13 protein-coding genes are annotated in these 14,325 nt (G+C 77.1%); 7 read left to right on the forward strand and 6 right to left on the reverse strand.

Going from position 1 to position 14,325, the window contains the following annotated elements:
* The first annotated feature begins 791 nt into the window (after positions 1-791).
* From IE329_RS30395 to IE329_RS30405, 3 genes are all read left to right on the forward strand, one after another.
* The gene (locus IE329_RS30395) at positions 792-2,177 is read left to right on the forward strand and encodes an MBL fold metallo-hydrolase (protein ID WP_190214216.1); all 1,386 of its coding nucleotides are present in this window, start codon (positions 792-794) and stop codon (positions 2,175-2,177) included.
* A 235-nt stretch (positions 2,178-2,412) separates the two neighbouring features.
* Positions 2,413-3,042: a rhodanese-like domain-containing protein gene (locus tag IE329_RS30400; RefSeq protein ID WP_190214217.1), complete on the forward strand. Its 630-nt coding sequence runs from the start codon at positions 2,413-2,415 to the stop codon at positions 3,040-3,042.
* Positions 3,039-3,950, forward strand: coding sequence for a sulfite exporter TauE/SafE family protein (locus IE329_RS30405; RefSeq protein WP_190214218.1), 912 nt, complete (start codon positions 3,039-3,041; stop codon positions 3,948-3,950). Before IE329_RS30400 ends, IE329_RS30405 begins: the two co-directional genes overlap by 4 nt.
* 55 nt (positions 3,951-4,005) lie before the next feature.
* Here IE329_RS30405 and IE329_RS30410 read toward each other — a convergent pair whose 3' ends face one another.
* The 4 genes from IE329_RS30410 to IE329_RS30425 form a co-directional block, all read right to left on the reverse strand.
* The gene (locus tag IE329_RS30410) at positions 4,006-4,260 is read right to left on the reverse strand and encodes a hypothetical protein (RefSeq protein WP_190214219.1); all 255 of its coding nucleotides are present in this window, start codon (positions 4,258-4,260) and stop codon (positions 4,006-4,008) included.
* Positions 4,257-4,463 carry a hypothetical protein gene (locus IE329_RS30415; protein WP_190214220.1) on the reverse strand — a complete coding sequence of 69 codons (207 nt, stop codon included), beginning with the start codon at positions 4,461-4,463 and terminating at the stop codon, positions 4,257-4,259. The genes IE329_RS30410 and IE329_RS30415 overlap by 4 nt, the downstream gene beginning before the upstream one ends.
* Positions 4,464-4,611: 148 nt before the next feature.
* Positions 4,612-5,295, reverse strand: a complete 684-nt coding sequence (locus IE329_RS30420) for a response regulator transcription factor (RefSeq protein ID WP_190214221.1) — start codon at positions 5,293-5,295, stop codon at positions 4,612-4,614.
* The gene (locus IE329_RS30425) at positions 5,292-6,590 is read right to left on the reverse strand and encodes a sensor histidine kinase (RefSeq protein WP_190214222.1); all 1,299 of its coding nucleotides are present in this window, start codon (positions 6,588-6,590) and stop codon (positions 5,292-5,294) included. Before IE329_RS30425 ends, IE329_RS30420 begins: the two co-directional genes overlap by 4 nt.
* An 86-nt stretch (positions 6,591-6,676) precedes the next feature.
* On the opposite strand from IE329_RS30425, the gene IE329_RS30430 reads away from it, so the two are divergent.
* The 3 genes from IE329_RS30430 to IE329_RS30440 all read left to right on the forward strand — a co-directional run bounded on the left by IE329_RS30430 (position 6,677) and on the right by IE329_RS30440 (position 10,241).
* Positions 6,677-7,621 carry an ATP-binding cassette domain-containing protein gene (locus tag IE329_RS30430; protein ID WP_190214223.1) on the forward strand — a complete coding sequence of 315 codons (945 nt, stop codon included), beginning with the start codon at positions 6,677-6,679 and terminating at the stop codon, positions 7,619-7,621.
* 206 nt (positions 7,622-7,827) lie between these two features.
* Positions 7,828-9,297: a DUF1349 domain-containing protein gene (locus IE329_RS30435; protein ID WP_229927891.1), complete on the forward strand. Its 1,470-nt coding sequence runs from the start codon at positions 7,828-7,830 to the stop codon at positions 9,295-9,297.
* The gene (locus IE329_RS30440) at positions 9,294-10,241 is read left to right on the forward strand and encodes an ABC transporter permease subunit (protein WP_229927892.1); all 948 of its coding nucleotides are present in this window, start codon (positions 9,294-9,296) and stop codon (positions 10,239-10,241) included. Before IE329_RS30435 ends, IE329_RS30440 begins: the two co-directional genes overlap by 4 nt.
* A 308-nt stretch (positions 10,242-10,549) precedes the next feature.
* Here the strand turns inward: IE329_RS30440 and IE329_RS30445 are convergent, their stop codons facing one another.
* Together IE329_RS30445 and IE329_RS30450 are read right to left on the reverse strand one after the other, a co-directional pair.
* On the reverse strand, positions 10,550-10,921 hold the full coding sequence (locus IE329_RS30445; RefSeq protein ID WP_190214225.1) for a MerR family transcriptional regulator: 372 nt from the start codon (positions 10,919-10,921) through the stop codon (positions 10,550-10,552).
* 59 nt (positions 10,922-10,980) lie between these two features.
* Positions 10,981-12,006: an MDR family NADP-dependent oxidoreductase gene (locus IE329_RS30450; RefSeq protein WP_190214226.1), complete on the reverse strand. Its 1,026-nt coding sequence runs from the start codon at positions 12,004-12,006 to the stop codon at positions 10,981-10,983.
* 452 nt (positions 12,007-12,458) lie between these two features.
* Here IE329_RS30450 and IE329_RS30455 point away from each other — a divergent pair, with 452 nt between their 5' ends.
* Positions 12,459-14,129, forward strand: coding sequence for a glycoside hydrolase family 64 protein (locus IE329_RS30455; RefSeq protein ID WP_190214227.1), 1,671 nt, complete (start codon positions 12,459-12,461; stop codon positions 14,127-14,129).
* Positions 14,130-14,325 lie beyond the last annotated feature (196 nt).

The raw sequence follows: 14,325 nt of genomic DNA on the forward strand, positions 1-14,325 counted from the left end.
GGCGACCGGCTCTGGCCGGGCGCCGCCCGGCCGCCGTTTCCGGCCGCCGGCCGCGGGTGTGGCCCTCCCCGCCGTCCGGCCGCCCGCCGTTTCTGTCCACCGTGCCGCCCGCCCGGCCGCACTGCTCCGCTGCCTGCTGCCCGGGGCCTCGGCCCGGTTCGTGGTGTGCCGTCCGGTCCGCGGGGGACGTCCGGCCGCGGAGCCGTGGGTCCGGCGGCCGATGTCACCGTCGTCGGCGCCGGCTCCCGCGGTGGCGGGTCGTCGTTCGTCCGCCGGTCCGTCAGTCCTGTTCCCTGGTAGGCGATTTCCCGTGGACTGCTCCGGATTCCTCCGCCCCGTCCGTGGGCGCGCTGAGGTGACCGCTCGGCGCTCGGGCCGGTGCGCCGAGGCAAGGTCTGCTCCGGTCCGCCCGGCCCGGGGTTGATCCGGGACGGGTACCACGGGTGGGCGGGTGCGCTCCCTCCTTTGCAGTTCAGGATACCCCCCTAGGTATGTTCCGCGTTCGTGCGGGTGAGGGTGGAGCCTGCGCTGCGGGGTACCCCGGGGGGTATTTGACTCCCGGCGACGGGTCTGCCTACAGTCGGGTCATGGATACCTAGGGGGGTATTCGAGCCAAGGGTCGGCCCGGGCCGGCCGACGGCGGTCGACAAGGCCCCGGACGGGCCCCGGACGCCCGGTGCCCCGAGTACCCCGCACCCACGCGCTCGGTGCCCCGGGTACCCCGTGTCCACCACCCCGCACCCATCCCCCCGTGCCCCAGCGGGTACGGCAGCACCAGGCGGAGGATCGCCGTGTTCTTCACGCAGTACTACCTCGACTGTCTCTCCCAGGCGTCGTACATGATCGCCGACGAGACCACCGGCCAGGCCGTGGTCGTCGACCCCCGCCGGGACGTCACCGAGTACCTGGCCGACGCCGAGACCCGCGGGTTCACCGTGGTCGGCGTGGTCAACACCCACTTCCACGCCGACTTCGTCGCCGGTCACCTGGAGCTCGCCGACCGCACCGGCGCCTGGATCGGGTACGGCCGCCGCGCCGAGACCGAGTACCCCGTCCGCCGGCTCGCCCAGGGCGACCGGATCTCCCTCGGCGAGGTCACCCTCCAGATCCTGGAGACGCCCGGGCACACGCCGGAGTCGGTCAGCGTGCTGGTGTTCGAGCACGCCGACGACCTGGTCCCGTACGGCGTGCTCACCGGTGACGCGCTCTTCGTCGGCGACGTCGGCCGCCCCGACCTGCTCGCCTCCGCCGGAATGTCCGCCGAGGAGCTCGGCGCGATGCTGCACGACAGCGTGCAGCACAAGCTGATGGCACTGCCGGACGAAGTCCGGGTCTTCCCCGCGCACGGTGCCGGTTCGGCCTGCGGCAAGAACCTCTCCACCGAGCGGCAGTCCACCATCGGCGCCGAGCGGGCCACCAACTACGCCTGCGCGCCGATGAGCCGCGAGGACTTCGTCGCGCTGGTCACGGCCGGCCGGACGGCCGCCCCCGGCTACTTCTCCTACGACGCCGAGCTCAACCGCAGGCACCACCCGCTGTACGACGCCGCCACGGCGCCCGGGCCGCTGGCCCCGGCGGAGTTCGCCCGGCTCCGGGCGGCCGGTGCGGTCGTGGTCGACGCGCGCGGCCCGCAGGAGTTCGCGGCCGGACACCTCCGCGGAGCGGTCAACGTGCCCGCCGACGGCCGCTTCGCCGAGCAGGCCGGGACGGTCCTCGATCCCGCCGCCGACCTCCTCGTCCTCGCCCCGGGGGACCGCGCGGAGGAGACCGTCACCCGCCTCGCCCGGATCGGCTTCGACCGGGTGGCGGGCTACCTGCCCGACCCCGAGGACGCCCTCGCGGCCCTGCCGGACGACACCGTTCCCGCCGGCCAGCTGACCGCGGCGCAGCTGCGCACCGCGCTGGCGGGCGGCAACCCGCCGCTGGTCGTGGACGTCCGCACCTGCGGCGAACGCGGCGCGGACGGCTCGATCGAGGGTGCGGTGCACATCCCGCTGAGCGAACTGCCCGCCCGCACCGGGGAGATCCCCGCCGGCCGGCCGCTGGTCCTGCACTGCGCCGGTGGTCACCGCTCCTCGATCGCGGCCAGCCTGCTGCGGCACCGCGGGTTCACCGACGTGTCCGACCTGCTCGGCGGCTACGCCGCCTGGGCGCGGAGCGCGGCCGCGGACTCCTGACCCGCCGGGACTGAGCCTGACCCGCGTCCGGCCGGCGTCCGGCCCCCGTACCGTCCTGCCGTGCCCACGTCCGGCTCCCTCGCTCCCTCTCTCCATCCCTTGCCGCCCGCCGGGCCGCCTCCTGCCGGTGTCCCGTCCCCTCGTGACGGGCCCGTCGTGCCGCTGTGCCCACGGGCCGGCCCCTGCCTTCCCCGATACCCCCCTAGGTATTTCCCGCCTCATGAACGGAGCCCCCATGGCCGAGAACCCCACCCCGCCGGCCGCCCCGACGGCCCCCTCGATCACCCCCGCCGCCCCGACGGCCCCCTCGATCACCCCCGCCGCCCTGGAGCGGCTGCGCCGGGACGGCCGTGGCCCGCGCGTCCTGGACGTCCGCACCGCGGGCGAGTTCCGGACCGCCCACATCCCCGGGTCCCGCAACGTGCCCCTCGACCTCCTGCGCGAGCACCGCTCCGCGCTGCGGGCCCACCTCGACGGGGACGTCGTACTGGTCTGCCGCTCGGGAGCCCGCGCCGCGCAGGCGGGGGCGCTGCTCGCCGGGGCGGGTCTGCCCGGCCTCCGGGTGCTGGCCGGCGGCATGACCGCCTGGGAGGTGCTCGGCGCCCCCGTCGACCGGGGCGCCGGCCGCTGGGACCTGGAGCGCCAGGTGCGCCTGGTGGCCGGCTCGGTCGTGCTCGCCACCGGGCTGGCCGGAGTGCTGCGGCCCCGGGTGCACCTGGCCGGCACCGCCGTCGGCGCCGGCCTGGTCTACGCGGCGCTCAGCAACACCTGCGCCATGGGCGGCCTGCTGGCCAGGCTCCCGTACAACCGGGGGCCGCGCCCCGACATCCGTGCCGTCGTCGCCGACCTGCGCGGCAAGCCGTGACCGCGCTGGTCGTCGCGGCCGCGCTGCTGGTCGGCGTCAGCCTCGGCGTCCTCGGCGGCGGGGGCTCGATCCTCACCGTGCCGATCCTGGTCTACCTGGCCGGGCAGGACACCAAGGAGGCGATCGCCACCTCGCTGTTCGTGGTCGGCGCCACCGGCGTCGCCGCGCTGGTCCCGCACGCCCGGGCCGGGCGGGTGCGCTGGCGGACGGGCCTGCTGCTCGGAGGCTTCAGCATGGCGGGCGCCTACGCGGGTGGCCGGGTGGCCGGGTTCGTGCCCGGCACGGTCCTGCTGGCCGGGTTCGCCCTGATGATGCTCGCCACCGCCGTCGCCATGCTCCGCCGTCCTCGCCGGCCGGCCCCCGCCACGGCCCCGCGCCGCGAGCTGCCGGTGCGGCAGATCGCCGTCCAGGGCCTGGCCCTGGGGGCGGTGACCGGCCTGATCGGCTCCGGCGGCGGCTTCCTCGTCGTCCCCGCGCTGGTGATCCTCGGCGGCCTGCCGATGGGGGTCGCGGTCGGCACCTCGCTCCTCGTCATCGCGATGAACTCCTTCGCGGGACTGGCCGGCCACCTGTCCGGCGTCCAGATCGACCGGGGCCTGGCGCTGGCCCTCGCCGCGGCGGCGGTCGCCGGCAGCCTCGCCGGTTCGCGCTTCGCCGGGCGGATCCCGCAGGACGCCCTGCGCAAGGCGTTCGGCTGGTTCGTGGTCGCCATGGGCCTGTTCGTCCTCGGGCAGCAGCTCGACGCGGCCGTCCGGTGCCACCCCGCGACCTGGGCCCTGGCCGGTGCGGCGGCCGCGGTCCTGGCCGGAGCGTACGTCAGGCGCCGGGCCCGCGCGGCCCGGCCGGCCGGCGGCGCGGCCGTGCCCCGGCCGAAGGGGCAGGCCAGGGAGGCGGTGGACGGCGCCTGACGGCGGACGGCGGCGGACCGCCCTCGGCCGCCGGGCGGGCGGCGCGACGGCCGGGTCAGAGCACGGTGACGGCGAACACCCAGAGGTGCGGCGGCTCCGGCAGGATCGCGTAGTGCGCGATCGCCGCCCGGGTCGTGACGACCCGCACCGTGTCGTCCAGGTCGTACCGGTCGGCCTGCGGCCAGGACCAAGGATCCGAGGCCGCCTGCTCCAACGCGGCCCGCAGCTCCTTGCCGTCGTCGCCGTCCAGCTCGCGCACGGCGAGGCCGACCTCGCGGGCGAACCGGGCCTCGTACGGTCGCCGCGTCACCGGCCCGGCACCTCGTCCGCGGGCGGGGTCGTCCGGGGTGCGCCCTCGGCCTCCGTCACCGGGCCGGCCGGCGCGGTCCGGCCCGGGGCCGCCGGGCGGAGCGCCCGGCCGGCGGTGCCCGGAGCGGTCGCCGCCGGGTCCGCCGCCGTTGCCGCGCGGGCCGCCGGGGTGGACGGTTCGGGCAGCTCGACCATGGTGGACATGATGACCACCATACCGAGGCCCGCCCCGCCGCGTCGGTGCTCCGGGCACTCCGCGCGCCGTGGCCCGCCCCGCGCGAGGAGGGCGGCGGCGGGCCCGCCGTCAGCACCGGCGGGGCGGCTCGGCCGGTGCCGACGGCGGGCGGGGCGGCTACGGTCCGGCTGGTCCGCCCGGCGGGTCGCCGACGCGGTATCCGACGCCCGGGGTGGTGCTGATCACCGGCGGATCGCCGAGCTTGCGGCGGAGCCGGCCGACCGTGACGGCCACCGTGTTGGTGAACGGATCGGCGTGCTCGTCCCAGACCCGGTCGAGGAGGGCCTCGGCGGAGAGGTGGCCGGGGGAGGCCCGCAGCAGGGCTTCCAGGACGCCGAACTCCTTGACCGAGAGGTCCAGTTGCCGGCCGTCGCGGCTCGCGGTCCGCCGCAGGGGGTCGAGCACCAGGCCGGCGGCCCGCAGGACCCGGGGCTGCGCGGTGGGCCGCCGGCGGGCCAGCGCGCGGACCCGCAGGACGAGTTCCGGGAAGTGGAAGGGCTTGGCGAGGTAGTCGTCGGCGCCGAGGCCCAGCCCGCTGACCCGGTCGCCCGGGCCGTCGGCGGCCGTCAGCATCAGCACCATCGCGCCGTCCTCCCGGTCGGTGATCATGCGGCAGAGGGTGTCGCCGTGGATGCCCGGCAGGTCCCGGTCGAGGAGGACGACGTCGTAGGGGGCGAGGTCGAGCTTGGCGGCGGCCTCCAGGCCGTCGTGGGCGACGTCCACCGCCATGCCCTGGTCACGCAGTCCCTCGGCGACGACCTCGGCCAGCGCCCGGGCGTCCTCGACCACCAGCACCCTCACGACGGACCTCCGCCCGGGCGGTCCGTGAGCGGCGTGGCCACCGGGGCCGCACCGCTCCCGGCCGCGCCCGCCGCGGGCAGCCGGACGGTGGCGCGCAGCCCGCCCGCCGGGCGGGCGTGCAGGTCGAGGCCGCCGCCGTGCGCGGCGGCGACGGCCGCGACGATCGACAGGCCGAGGCCCGAGCCGCCGTCCGTGCCGGTCCGCGCCGCGCCGAGCCGCCGGAACGGCTGTGCCAGCCGGGCGACCTGCCCGGGATCGAGCACGGCCCCGCCGCTCTCGACGGTCAGCCGTACGGTCGCGCCGTCCTCGTCGGTGGTGACGCGGATCCAGCCGCCCTCGTGGTTGTGCCGGATCGCGTTGTCGACCAGGTTCTCGACCATCCGGGTCAGCAGGGTGGGACTGCCCAGGACCGCCGCCGCCTCCCGGCCGGCCGGACCGGACGCGGCGGCGGCCCGCGCGGCGTGCGGTGCGCAGACGTCCGTCCCGGCGGCGGCCGCCGCGCCGTCCGTCCCGCCGTCGAGCACGGTGAGCCGCCCCGCGCCCAGATCCGCGGCCCGGGCGGCCAGGGCCCGCGCGGCGACGGCGCGCAGCGAGAGTCGTCCGGTGTCGGGCAGGGCCCGGTGCTCGGCCCGGGCGAGCACCAGGAAGCTCTCCAACAGCTGCTCCACCCGGTCGAGTTCGGTGCGCACCCGGCCGGCGAGGGTGAGCGTCGTGGCGGCCACCGGCGCCGGTTTGCCGACGGCCACGTCCAGCGAGGCGCGGATGGTGGCCAGCGGGGTGCGCAGCTCGTGGGAGGCGTCGGCGACGAAGCGGCGCTGGGCGGCGAACGAACCCTCCAGGCGTTCGAGCAGCCCGTCGATGGTGTCCGAGAGGTCCTTCAGTTCGTCGGCCGGGCCGTCGGCGGCCAGCCGCTCGTGCAGGTTGTCGGCGGTGATGCGGCGGGTGGCGGCCGTCATCGCGCGCAGCGGCCGCAGCACCCGGCCCGCCACGTACCAGCCGAGGACCACCGAGACGACGGCCATCACCGCCAGGGCGACGGCCGATCCGAGCAGTAGCTGGTCCGCCCGGGTGTCCTGCAACCGGGACACCTCCTGCTGGAGCTGCTCGATCCGGGCCAGGGCCGGCCCGGCGGCCGGGCCGAGGTCCGGCACGGTGCCGGGCACGGCCTCGCTGACCCGGGTGGACCGGGCGGCGAGCAGGCCGGCGAGCGCCAGCAGGGCCGTGCCGGAGAGCAGGAACAGGCCCACGTAGAGCGCGGTGAAGCGCCACCGCACTGTGCCGCGTCGAGGGAACATGCGGGCAGGTTATGCGACCGGGCCTAACAGCGGCATGACAGCGGCCGTTCCGCCGGTGTCACGCCGTCCGGCCCATGCTCCTGGGCATGACTGACGACGACGGCAGGGCGACCATCGAGGTCGACGGCCTGCACAAGAGCTTCGGGGCCGTCCGGGCCCTGGACGGGATGACCTTCACCGTGCGGCCCGGGCGGGTGACCGGGTTCGTGGGCCCGAACGGGGCCGGCAAGTCCACCACGATGCGGGTGGTGCTGGGCCTGGACGCCGCCGACACCGGCCGCGCGCTGGTCGGCGGGCGCCCCTACCGGAGCCTGCGCGAGCCGCTGCGCCACCTCGGCGCGCTGCTGGACGCGGCCGCCCTGCAGCCCGGCCGGACCGGCCGCAACCACCTGCTGTGGCTGGCGCATTCGCAGGGCCTGGGCGCCCGCCGGGTGGACGAGGTGCTCGCCCTGGCCGGCCTCGCCACCGCCGCCCGGCGCCGGGCCGGCGGCTACTCGCTGGGCATGCGCCAGCGGCTGGGGATCGCCGCGGCGCTGCTCGGCGACCCGCCGGTGCTGATGCTGGACGAGCCGTTCAACGGCCTCGACCCGGCGGGCATCGTCTGGATCCGCGGGCTGCTCGGCGCACTGGCCCGCGAGGGCCGCGCCGTCCTCGTCTCCAGCCACCTGATGGCCGAACTGGAAGGCACCGCGGACCATTTGGTCGTGGTGGGCCGGGGCCGGGTGGTCGCGGACACCGGCGTGCCCGAGCTGCTGGCGGCCGCGGCCGGCGGCCGGACCACCGTCCGGACCACCGAGCCGGCCCGGGCGGCCGCGGTACTGGAGCGGGCGGGCGGCAGCACCGCGCCGGCCGGGCCCGGCACGCTCACCGTGTCCGGCCTGAACGGCGCGCGGATCACTGCCCTGCTGGGCGCCGGCGCGGTGCCGTTCTGCGAGGTGACCGCCCGGCGGGTCACGCTGGAGGACGCGTTCCTGGAGCTGACCCGGGACGTGACGGAGTACCGGGCCGCAGGCGCGGAGGCGAACCGATGACGGGGGACGCGGCGGAGAGGGACGCGGCGAAGAGGGACGCGCTGCCGGGGCACGCGGTGACGGGAGCGGCGGTCGCGGGGGAGGCGGGAACGGCCCGGGACCGGACCCGAGCCGGGCGGGCGGACGGCGGAGAGCCCAACGGCACGGACGCGGTCACGGCCCAGGCCGGGCCGGCCGGCCGGGGGAGAGCGGGATTCCGGCGGCTCGTGCGCGCCGAACTGACCAAGTTCCTTACGGTGCGCGGCTGGACCCTCGCGCCGGCCGCCGCGCTGGTGACCGTCCTGGTCGGGCTGCTCGGCACGGCGGCCCCCGGCGGCGCCGACGACGGGGGGTTTCCGCGAGGCCCCGGCGGCCAGGCCGTCAACGACGCCTTCTTCTTCGTGCACCGCACCCTGGACGGCGACGGCAGCATCACCGCCCAGGTCGGCCCGCTCACCGGCCTGACCGACCCCGGGCCCGGCGGGCAGGCCGTCCCGGGCGTCCAGCCGTGGGCGAAGGCCGGCATCATCGTCAAGGCCGGCCCCGGGCGCGGCTCCGGGTACGCGGCCGTGATGCTGACCGGCGCACACGGGGTCCGGATGCAGGACGACTACACCCACGACACCGCCGGCCCCGCCCTCGCCGGCGACGCCCGCAGGCTGCGCCTGGTCCGCACCGGCGAGGACATCACCGGGTACGCCTCCGGCGACGGCGTCCACTGGACCACGCTCGGCACCGCCCACCTTCCCGGCCTGCCCCGGACCGTCCGGGCGGGTCTCTTCGTGGCCTCCCCGCAGGCCGCGACCGACACCGGTGCCGGGACGGGCTACGCCCCCGCCGTCGCCACCGCCGAGTTCGGCCGGCCCGAACTGGTGGGCGGCTGGCAGGGCAACGGCTGGCAGGGCGGACAGGCCGGCGGCGACGCCGGCACCTCCGGCAGCTACAGCGACACCCTGCGCGGAGGGTTCACCGAGTCGGCCGGCCGGATCACCGTCACCGGGGCCGGGGACATCGCCCCGGTGGTCGGCGGACCGCCGATGGGCCCGGCCCACACCGTGGAGAACTTCCTGGTCGGGTCCTTCGCGGGCCTGCTCGTCCTGGTCGTCCTCGGCGCGGTGTCCGTCACCGCCGAGTACCGGCGCGGGCTGATCCGGACCACCCTGGCGGCCCACCCCGGCCGCGGCCGGGTGCTCGCCGCCAAGGCCGCCGTCCTCGGCACCGCCGCCGCCACGGCGGGCCTGGCGGGCGCGGCGCTCGCCGTCCCGCTCGGGCGTTGGCGTTCGCACGCCGCGCACTTCCGGGACCTCCCGGTCACCACGGCCACCGAACTGCGCGCGACGGCCGGTACCGCGCTGCTCTTCGCCCTCGCCGCCCTGCTCGCCCTCGCGGCCGGCGTGGTGCTGCGCCGTGGCGCCCCCGCCGTCACCGCCGTCGTCGCGGCCTTGGTGCTGCCCTACCTCCTGGCGACCTCCGGCATCCTGCCCGCCGGCCCGGCGCAGTGGCTGCTGCGCCTCACCCCGGCGGCCGGCTTCGCGATCCAGCAGACCGTGCCGCGGTACCCGCAGGTGGACGGCGCCTACACCCCCGAGTTCGGGTACTTCCCGCTCCCGCCGTGGGCCGGGCTCGCCGTCCTCGCCGGGTACACCCTGGCGGCGGGCGTACTCGCCACCGTCCTGCTCCGCAGGAGGGACGTGTGAACCGGCCCTCCGCCCGCCGGGTGCCGCCGCCCTCCGCCGCGCCGCCGCCGGCCTGCACGAGCACCCCGCTCCCGGGCACCCCGCTCCCGGGCACCCTGCTCCCGGACACCCTGCTCCTGGGCGCCCTGCGACCGCCGCTCGCCCGCGCCCTGCCGGCGACGCTTACCCTCGCCCGCGCCCTGCACGCGGAATGGACGAAGCTGCGCACCGCCGGCGGCACCTGGACGGCGCTCCTCGCGCTGGTCCTGGCCACGGCCGGACTCGGTGCGGCGGCGGCCGCCGGCGTTTCCTGCCCGGCGGCCGGCTGCGGGGAGGACGCCACCCGGCTCGCCCTCACCGGCGTCACCCTCGGACAGGCGGTGGCGGTCGTGCTGGCCGCGGCCGCGGTCGGCGGTGAGTACGGCACCGGCATGATCCGCACCACCCTGGCGGCCGTGCCCGGCCGGGGCACCGCCTACACGGCCAAGGCCGCCGCCCTCGCCGGCGCGGTGCTGCTCGCGTCGACGGCCGCCGTCCTCGGCTCGCTGCTCGCCGGGCGCCTGATCCTGCCCGGGAGCGGCTTCACCCCGGCGCACGGCTACCCGCCGCTGTCCCTCGGCGACGGGCCGACCCTGCGCGCGGCCGTCGGATCGGTGCTCTACCTCGCCCTGGTCGCGCTGCTCACGGTGGGCGTGGCGACGGCCGTCCGCGAGCCCGCGGCGGCGGCGGGCGTCGTCCTCGGGCTGCTCTACCTGTTCCCGCTGCTCACCCGGGTGGTCGCCGACCCCGACTGGCAGCGCCGGCTCCAGCAGGTCGCGCCGATGCCCGCCGGCCTGGCGGTCCAGGCCACCACCGGCCTGGACCGGCTGCCGGTGCCCCCGTGGACCGGCCTTGCCGTCCTCGCCGGCTGGTCCGCCGGGGCGCTCCTGCTCGGCGCCGCACTGCTGCGCCGGCGGGACGCCTGACGGATCGTCATGCCTGGCTGGTCGCCCGTCCGTCGGTGGGTGGGACGTCCGGGGCACGGGGGCGGCCTGCCAGGGCCCACCGGGTCGCGCGGGCCCGCCATGGGCGGGCCCGCGCGGCATCCGCCGGTCCGGTTCCCCGCCGCACGGGCGGCGGTCCCCCCACTGCGGGCCGGGCCGCCGCCGGTCATCGGCGAGGCCGGTGCTCCGGCGGCCGGCCGGCTCCCGTCTCCCGGGACGGAACGGCGTACCCACTCACCTGCCGGAGCGGGTACCGGTCGCCGGCCCGCACGAGCCCGCGACGGTGGCGGTCAGTCGTCCCCGGACGCCCGCCGGGCCAGACTCGCACGCAGGCCGGCCAGCCGGTCGATCTCGGCGTCGAGGGCGGCCAGCCTGCGGCCGACCACCCCGGAGCCGGGGGCGCCGGGCTCGACCGGGCCGCACCGCCGCGGCGGGTCCTCGCTGAGCAGATGGAGGCGGTCGGCGCAGCTGCGCAGGTCCTCGACGGTCAGCCCGAGCGCGAGGAGGTCCCGGACGACCCGGACGCGCTCGATCTCGCCCGGCCCGTACTCGCGCTGCCCGGAGGCCGTCCGGACGGGTGGGGGCAGCAACCCGCGCTGCTCGTAGAACCGCAGCGCCCTGGGTGTGGTGCCGGCCGCTGCCGCCGCCTCGCCGATCCGCATCCCGCCCCCGCTCCCCGCCCGGTCCGCCTGTGGGAACCCGGGCGCCGTCCCGTCACACGTCACAACTCCACGACGACGGCCCCGAAGTGCCTGCCTCCGATCATGTCCTGCAACGCCCGTGGCGCGCGGTCGATGCCCGGGATCCGGACATGGGGGAAGCGGATCTCGCCGGACCGCAGCCACCCGCCGAAGCGACCGGTCCACTCCGCCGCCGCCCCGGGGTGGTCCGCGCCGCTGTACCCGCGCAGCGAGACGCCCTTGGCGAGGAGGCGGAAGGCGTCGATCTCCACCGGGGCGCTGCCGCCGGCCCGGGCCGGCGACAGCTGCCCCGACAGTGCGCCGACCAGGGCGAACCGCGCGCCCTGGCGGGCCGCGGCCAGCGCCGCCACCAGTTGCTCGCCGGCGACGTTGTCCAGCAGGACGTCGATGCCCTCGGGGGCGAGCCGCGCCAACTGGTCCGCGACGGGCTCCGCGCCGCGCAGCACGACCGCGTCGTAGCCGAGTTCGGACACCAGCCGCTCGGCCTTCTCCGGCGAGCCGGTGCTGCCGATCACCTGGCCGGCGCCCAGCAGCCGGGCGATCTGCCCGGCCAGCGAGCCCACCGCGCCCGCCGCCCCGGTGACGAAGACGATGTCCCCGGCGCGGACTTCGGCGAGGCGGGTCAGTGCCCCGTAGGCGGCCGACCCGGGGGAGAGGTGGGCGACCGGATCGGGGAGCGTGTCGTCCAGCGGGGTGCACCCGGCGGCGTCGGCCAGGGCGTACTCCCGCCAGCCGAGCAGATGGGAGACGGTTTCGCCGACCCGCAGCGGGCTGCCGGCGGGTGCGGCCACGACCTCGCCGACGGCGGGGCCGAACAGCACGTCGCCGGCCCGCAGGGCCGGCAGCGGCAGCCCGTCCACCTCCCCGCCGATCAGGGTGCGCAGGCCGGGGAACACCAGGAAGTACCGGTTCCTGACCAGTACTTGTCCAGGTCCGGGCGCGGGGAGCGGCGTCCGGACGACGGTGAAGTGCTCCGACCGGGGCAGCCCGTCGGGAACGGCGGCGAGCCGGACCTCCCGGCTGGTCGGGGGCAGGGCGGTGGTCATCTTCGGCCTCCTGGAAGGGTTCTGGGCGCCGGTGCGGGGCGCGTCCGCCGCCCGGGTGTGGCGACGCTAACCCTTGACCCGCGCGTCAGGGGCAAGCCGGGGCCGGCCGTGCCCCGGAGGCCGGGCGCGGCCGGCTCCGCCGGGTCCGCGGGGGAGGTCTCCGCGGACCCGGCGGGTGGCATGCGCCGGGCGCCGGCCCGGGGCGGCACCCGGGTGCGGCCGGGACCGATCGGCCCCTGTCGTCACAAGTCGTCGACGCCCGGCGCCGCCGGGCGGGCAAAGTCCAGGTGATCCCGGAATGAGCCCTCGTCAGTTCGTTCTTTCTTAAAGGCATCCTAAATCTGAGAGCGCTCTCTGCTTCATGTATTGACCGGCGCCTGACACACCCCTCAGGGTGAGCGGTACTTCCCGTGCTCGTAGCCGAGCGCGCCCGACCTGGAGGTCCCCCCACCATGCTCACCCGCCGAAAGCTGCTGGCCGCGTCCGCGGGCGCGGCACTCTCCGTGCCCCTGCTCACCCGGCTGCTGGACTCCACCGCCGGCGCGGCGACCGCGCCGACCCTCCCGCTGGACCTGGTCAACACGACCGGCAGCGGCACGGTCTACGCCTACGTGCTGGGCCGGGACCCGGCGGCCGGGGGCAACTGGGCCTTCGTCCAGTCGGACGGGCGGACGCTGTACCACCCGCCGTCCCCGGCCGCCGACCAGACGCCGCTGGGCGTCGACTGCGCGATCGCGCTCAACGCCTCCGGCGCGGGAGCCCGCGGAGTCACCCTGCCGCACCTGGACAGCGGCCGGATCTACTTCTCGGTCGGTGCCAAACTGACCTTCTTGATGAACCGCGGGGGCGGGCTCGCCCTGCCGTCGGTCAGCAACCCCTCGGACCCGAACATCGCCGTCCGGCACGACTTCTGCGAGTTCACCTACAACAACGACCAGCTGTACGCCAACATCACCTTCGTCGACATGGTCGGCCTGCCGATCTCGTTTCGGCTGGACACCACCGGCGCCACCCAGACCGTGCGCGGCCTGCCCTCCGACGGCCTGAGCCGGGTGGCCGCCGCGCTGCGCGCCCAGTCGGCCGCGGACGGCTCCGACTGGAGCAAGCTGATCGTCCCCGGCGGCGGCTCGGACCTGCGGGTGCTCAGCCCCAACCTGGCCATCCGCGGCAACAGCGCGCTCTTCAAGGGCTACTTCGACGACTACGTCAACCAGGTCTGGGACAAGTACCGCAGCACCGACCTGCGCATCGACACCCAGTTCACCTGGGGCACCGTCACCGGACGCGTCTCCGGCGACCAGCTGACCTTCCCCGGCGTCGGCAGCTTCGGCAAGCCGTCCACCCTGGCGATCTTCTCCTGCAGCGACGCGCCCTTCACCACCGGCAACGACGAGATGGGCAACCTCAGCGCCCGGCTGGCCGCCGCCCTCAACCGCACCACCCTGCTGGACAACGCGTTCCAGCCCACGGGCGAGAACCCGGCCGCCTTCTACACCCGGGCGCGCACCAACCACTACGCCCGGATCCTGCACTCCACCACGCCGGACGGTCTCGGCTACGCCTTCCCGTACGACGACGTGCACCCGGCGGCGGTGGACTTCGAGGGCAAGGTGCAGTCCGGCGCGCCCACCCGGTTCACCATCACCGTCGGCGGCTCGGCCGGCGGCCCCGGCCCGTCCCCGTCGCCCACGCCCACCGCGACCGCGACCGGCGGGACGGGGGCCTTCGGCACCATCCAGGCCGAGACCTTCAGCGCCCAGGCGGGTGCCGCGGTGGAGACCTGCTCCGACACGGGCGGCGGCCAGGACGTCGGCTGGCTGGCCAACGGCGACTGGCTGAAGTACTCCGGCGTGCAGTTCGGGAGCACCGGCGCCACCCGCTTCTCGGCCCGGGTCGCGTCCGGGGCGGCCGCCGGGATCAGCGGGCTGGTGCAGGTCCGCCTGGGCAGTCCGACGGCCACACCGGTCGGCGGCTTCGCGCTGGCCTCGACGGGCGGCTGGCAGACCTGGCGGACCGTCCCCGCCGACATCAGCCGGGTCACCGGCACGCAGGACGTCTACCTCACCTTCGACAGCGGCCAGCCGGCCGACTTCGTGAACCTCAACTGGTTCAGCTTCGGCTGAGCCGCCCGCCCCGGGCCGCCGGGCCCCGGCCGCCCCCTTCGGCCGGGGCCCGGCTCCGTCCGGGGGCGGGTACCCGGGCCAGGGCCCGGCTCCGGGCCCGCTCGGCATCGCGGCCGGGCGGCCGGCGCCCCGGCGGGTCCGCCGCGGCACCGGAAACACAGTGGAAGCCGAGGCCCGGACCTGCCTAAGGTCGGCG

Origin of the sequence: Kitasatospora indigofera, assembly GCF_014655955.1 — a bacterium.
Taxonomy (GTDB): Bacteria; Actinomycetota; Actinomycetes; order Streptomycetales; family Streptomycetaceae; genus Kitasatospora; species Kitasatospora indigofera.

Bases quoted from the DNA above. Each gene is read 5' to 3' on its own strand.
- IE329_RS30450 (WP_190214226.1), bottom strand. From the start codon at position 12,006: ATGACCACCGCCCTGCCCCCGACCAGCCGGGAGGTCCGGCTCGCCGCC.
- IE329_RS30415 (WP_190214220.1), bottom strand. From the start codon at position 4,463: ATGTCCACCATGGTCGAGCTGCCCGAACCGTCCACCCCGGCGGCCCGC.
- IE329_RS30430 (WP_190214223.1), top strand. From the start codon at position 6,677: ATGACTGACGACGACGGCAGGGCGACCATCGAGGTCGACGGCCTGCAC.
- IE329_RS30400 (WP_190214217.1), top strand. From the start codon at position 2,413: ATGGCCGAGAACCCCACCCCGCCGGCCGCCCCGACGGCCCCCTCGATC.
- IE329_RS30445 (WP_190214225.1), bottom strand. From the start codon at position 10,921: ATGCGGATCGGCGAGGCGGCGGCAGCGGCCGGCACCACACCCAGGGCG.
- IE329_RS30455 (WP_190214227.1), top strand. From the start codon at position 12,459: ATGCTCACCCGCCGAAAGCTGCTGGCCGCGTCCGCGGGCGCGGCACTC.
- IE329_RS30425 (WP_190214222.1), bottom strand. From the start codon at position 6,590: ATGTTCCCTCGACGCGGCACAGTGCGGTGGCGCTTCACCGCGCTCTAC.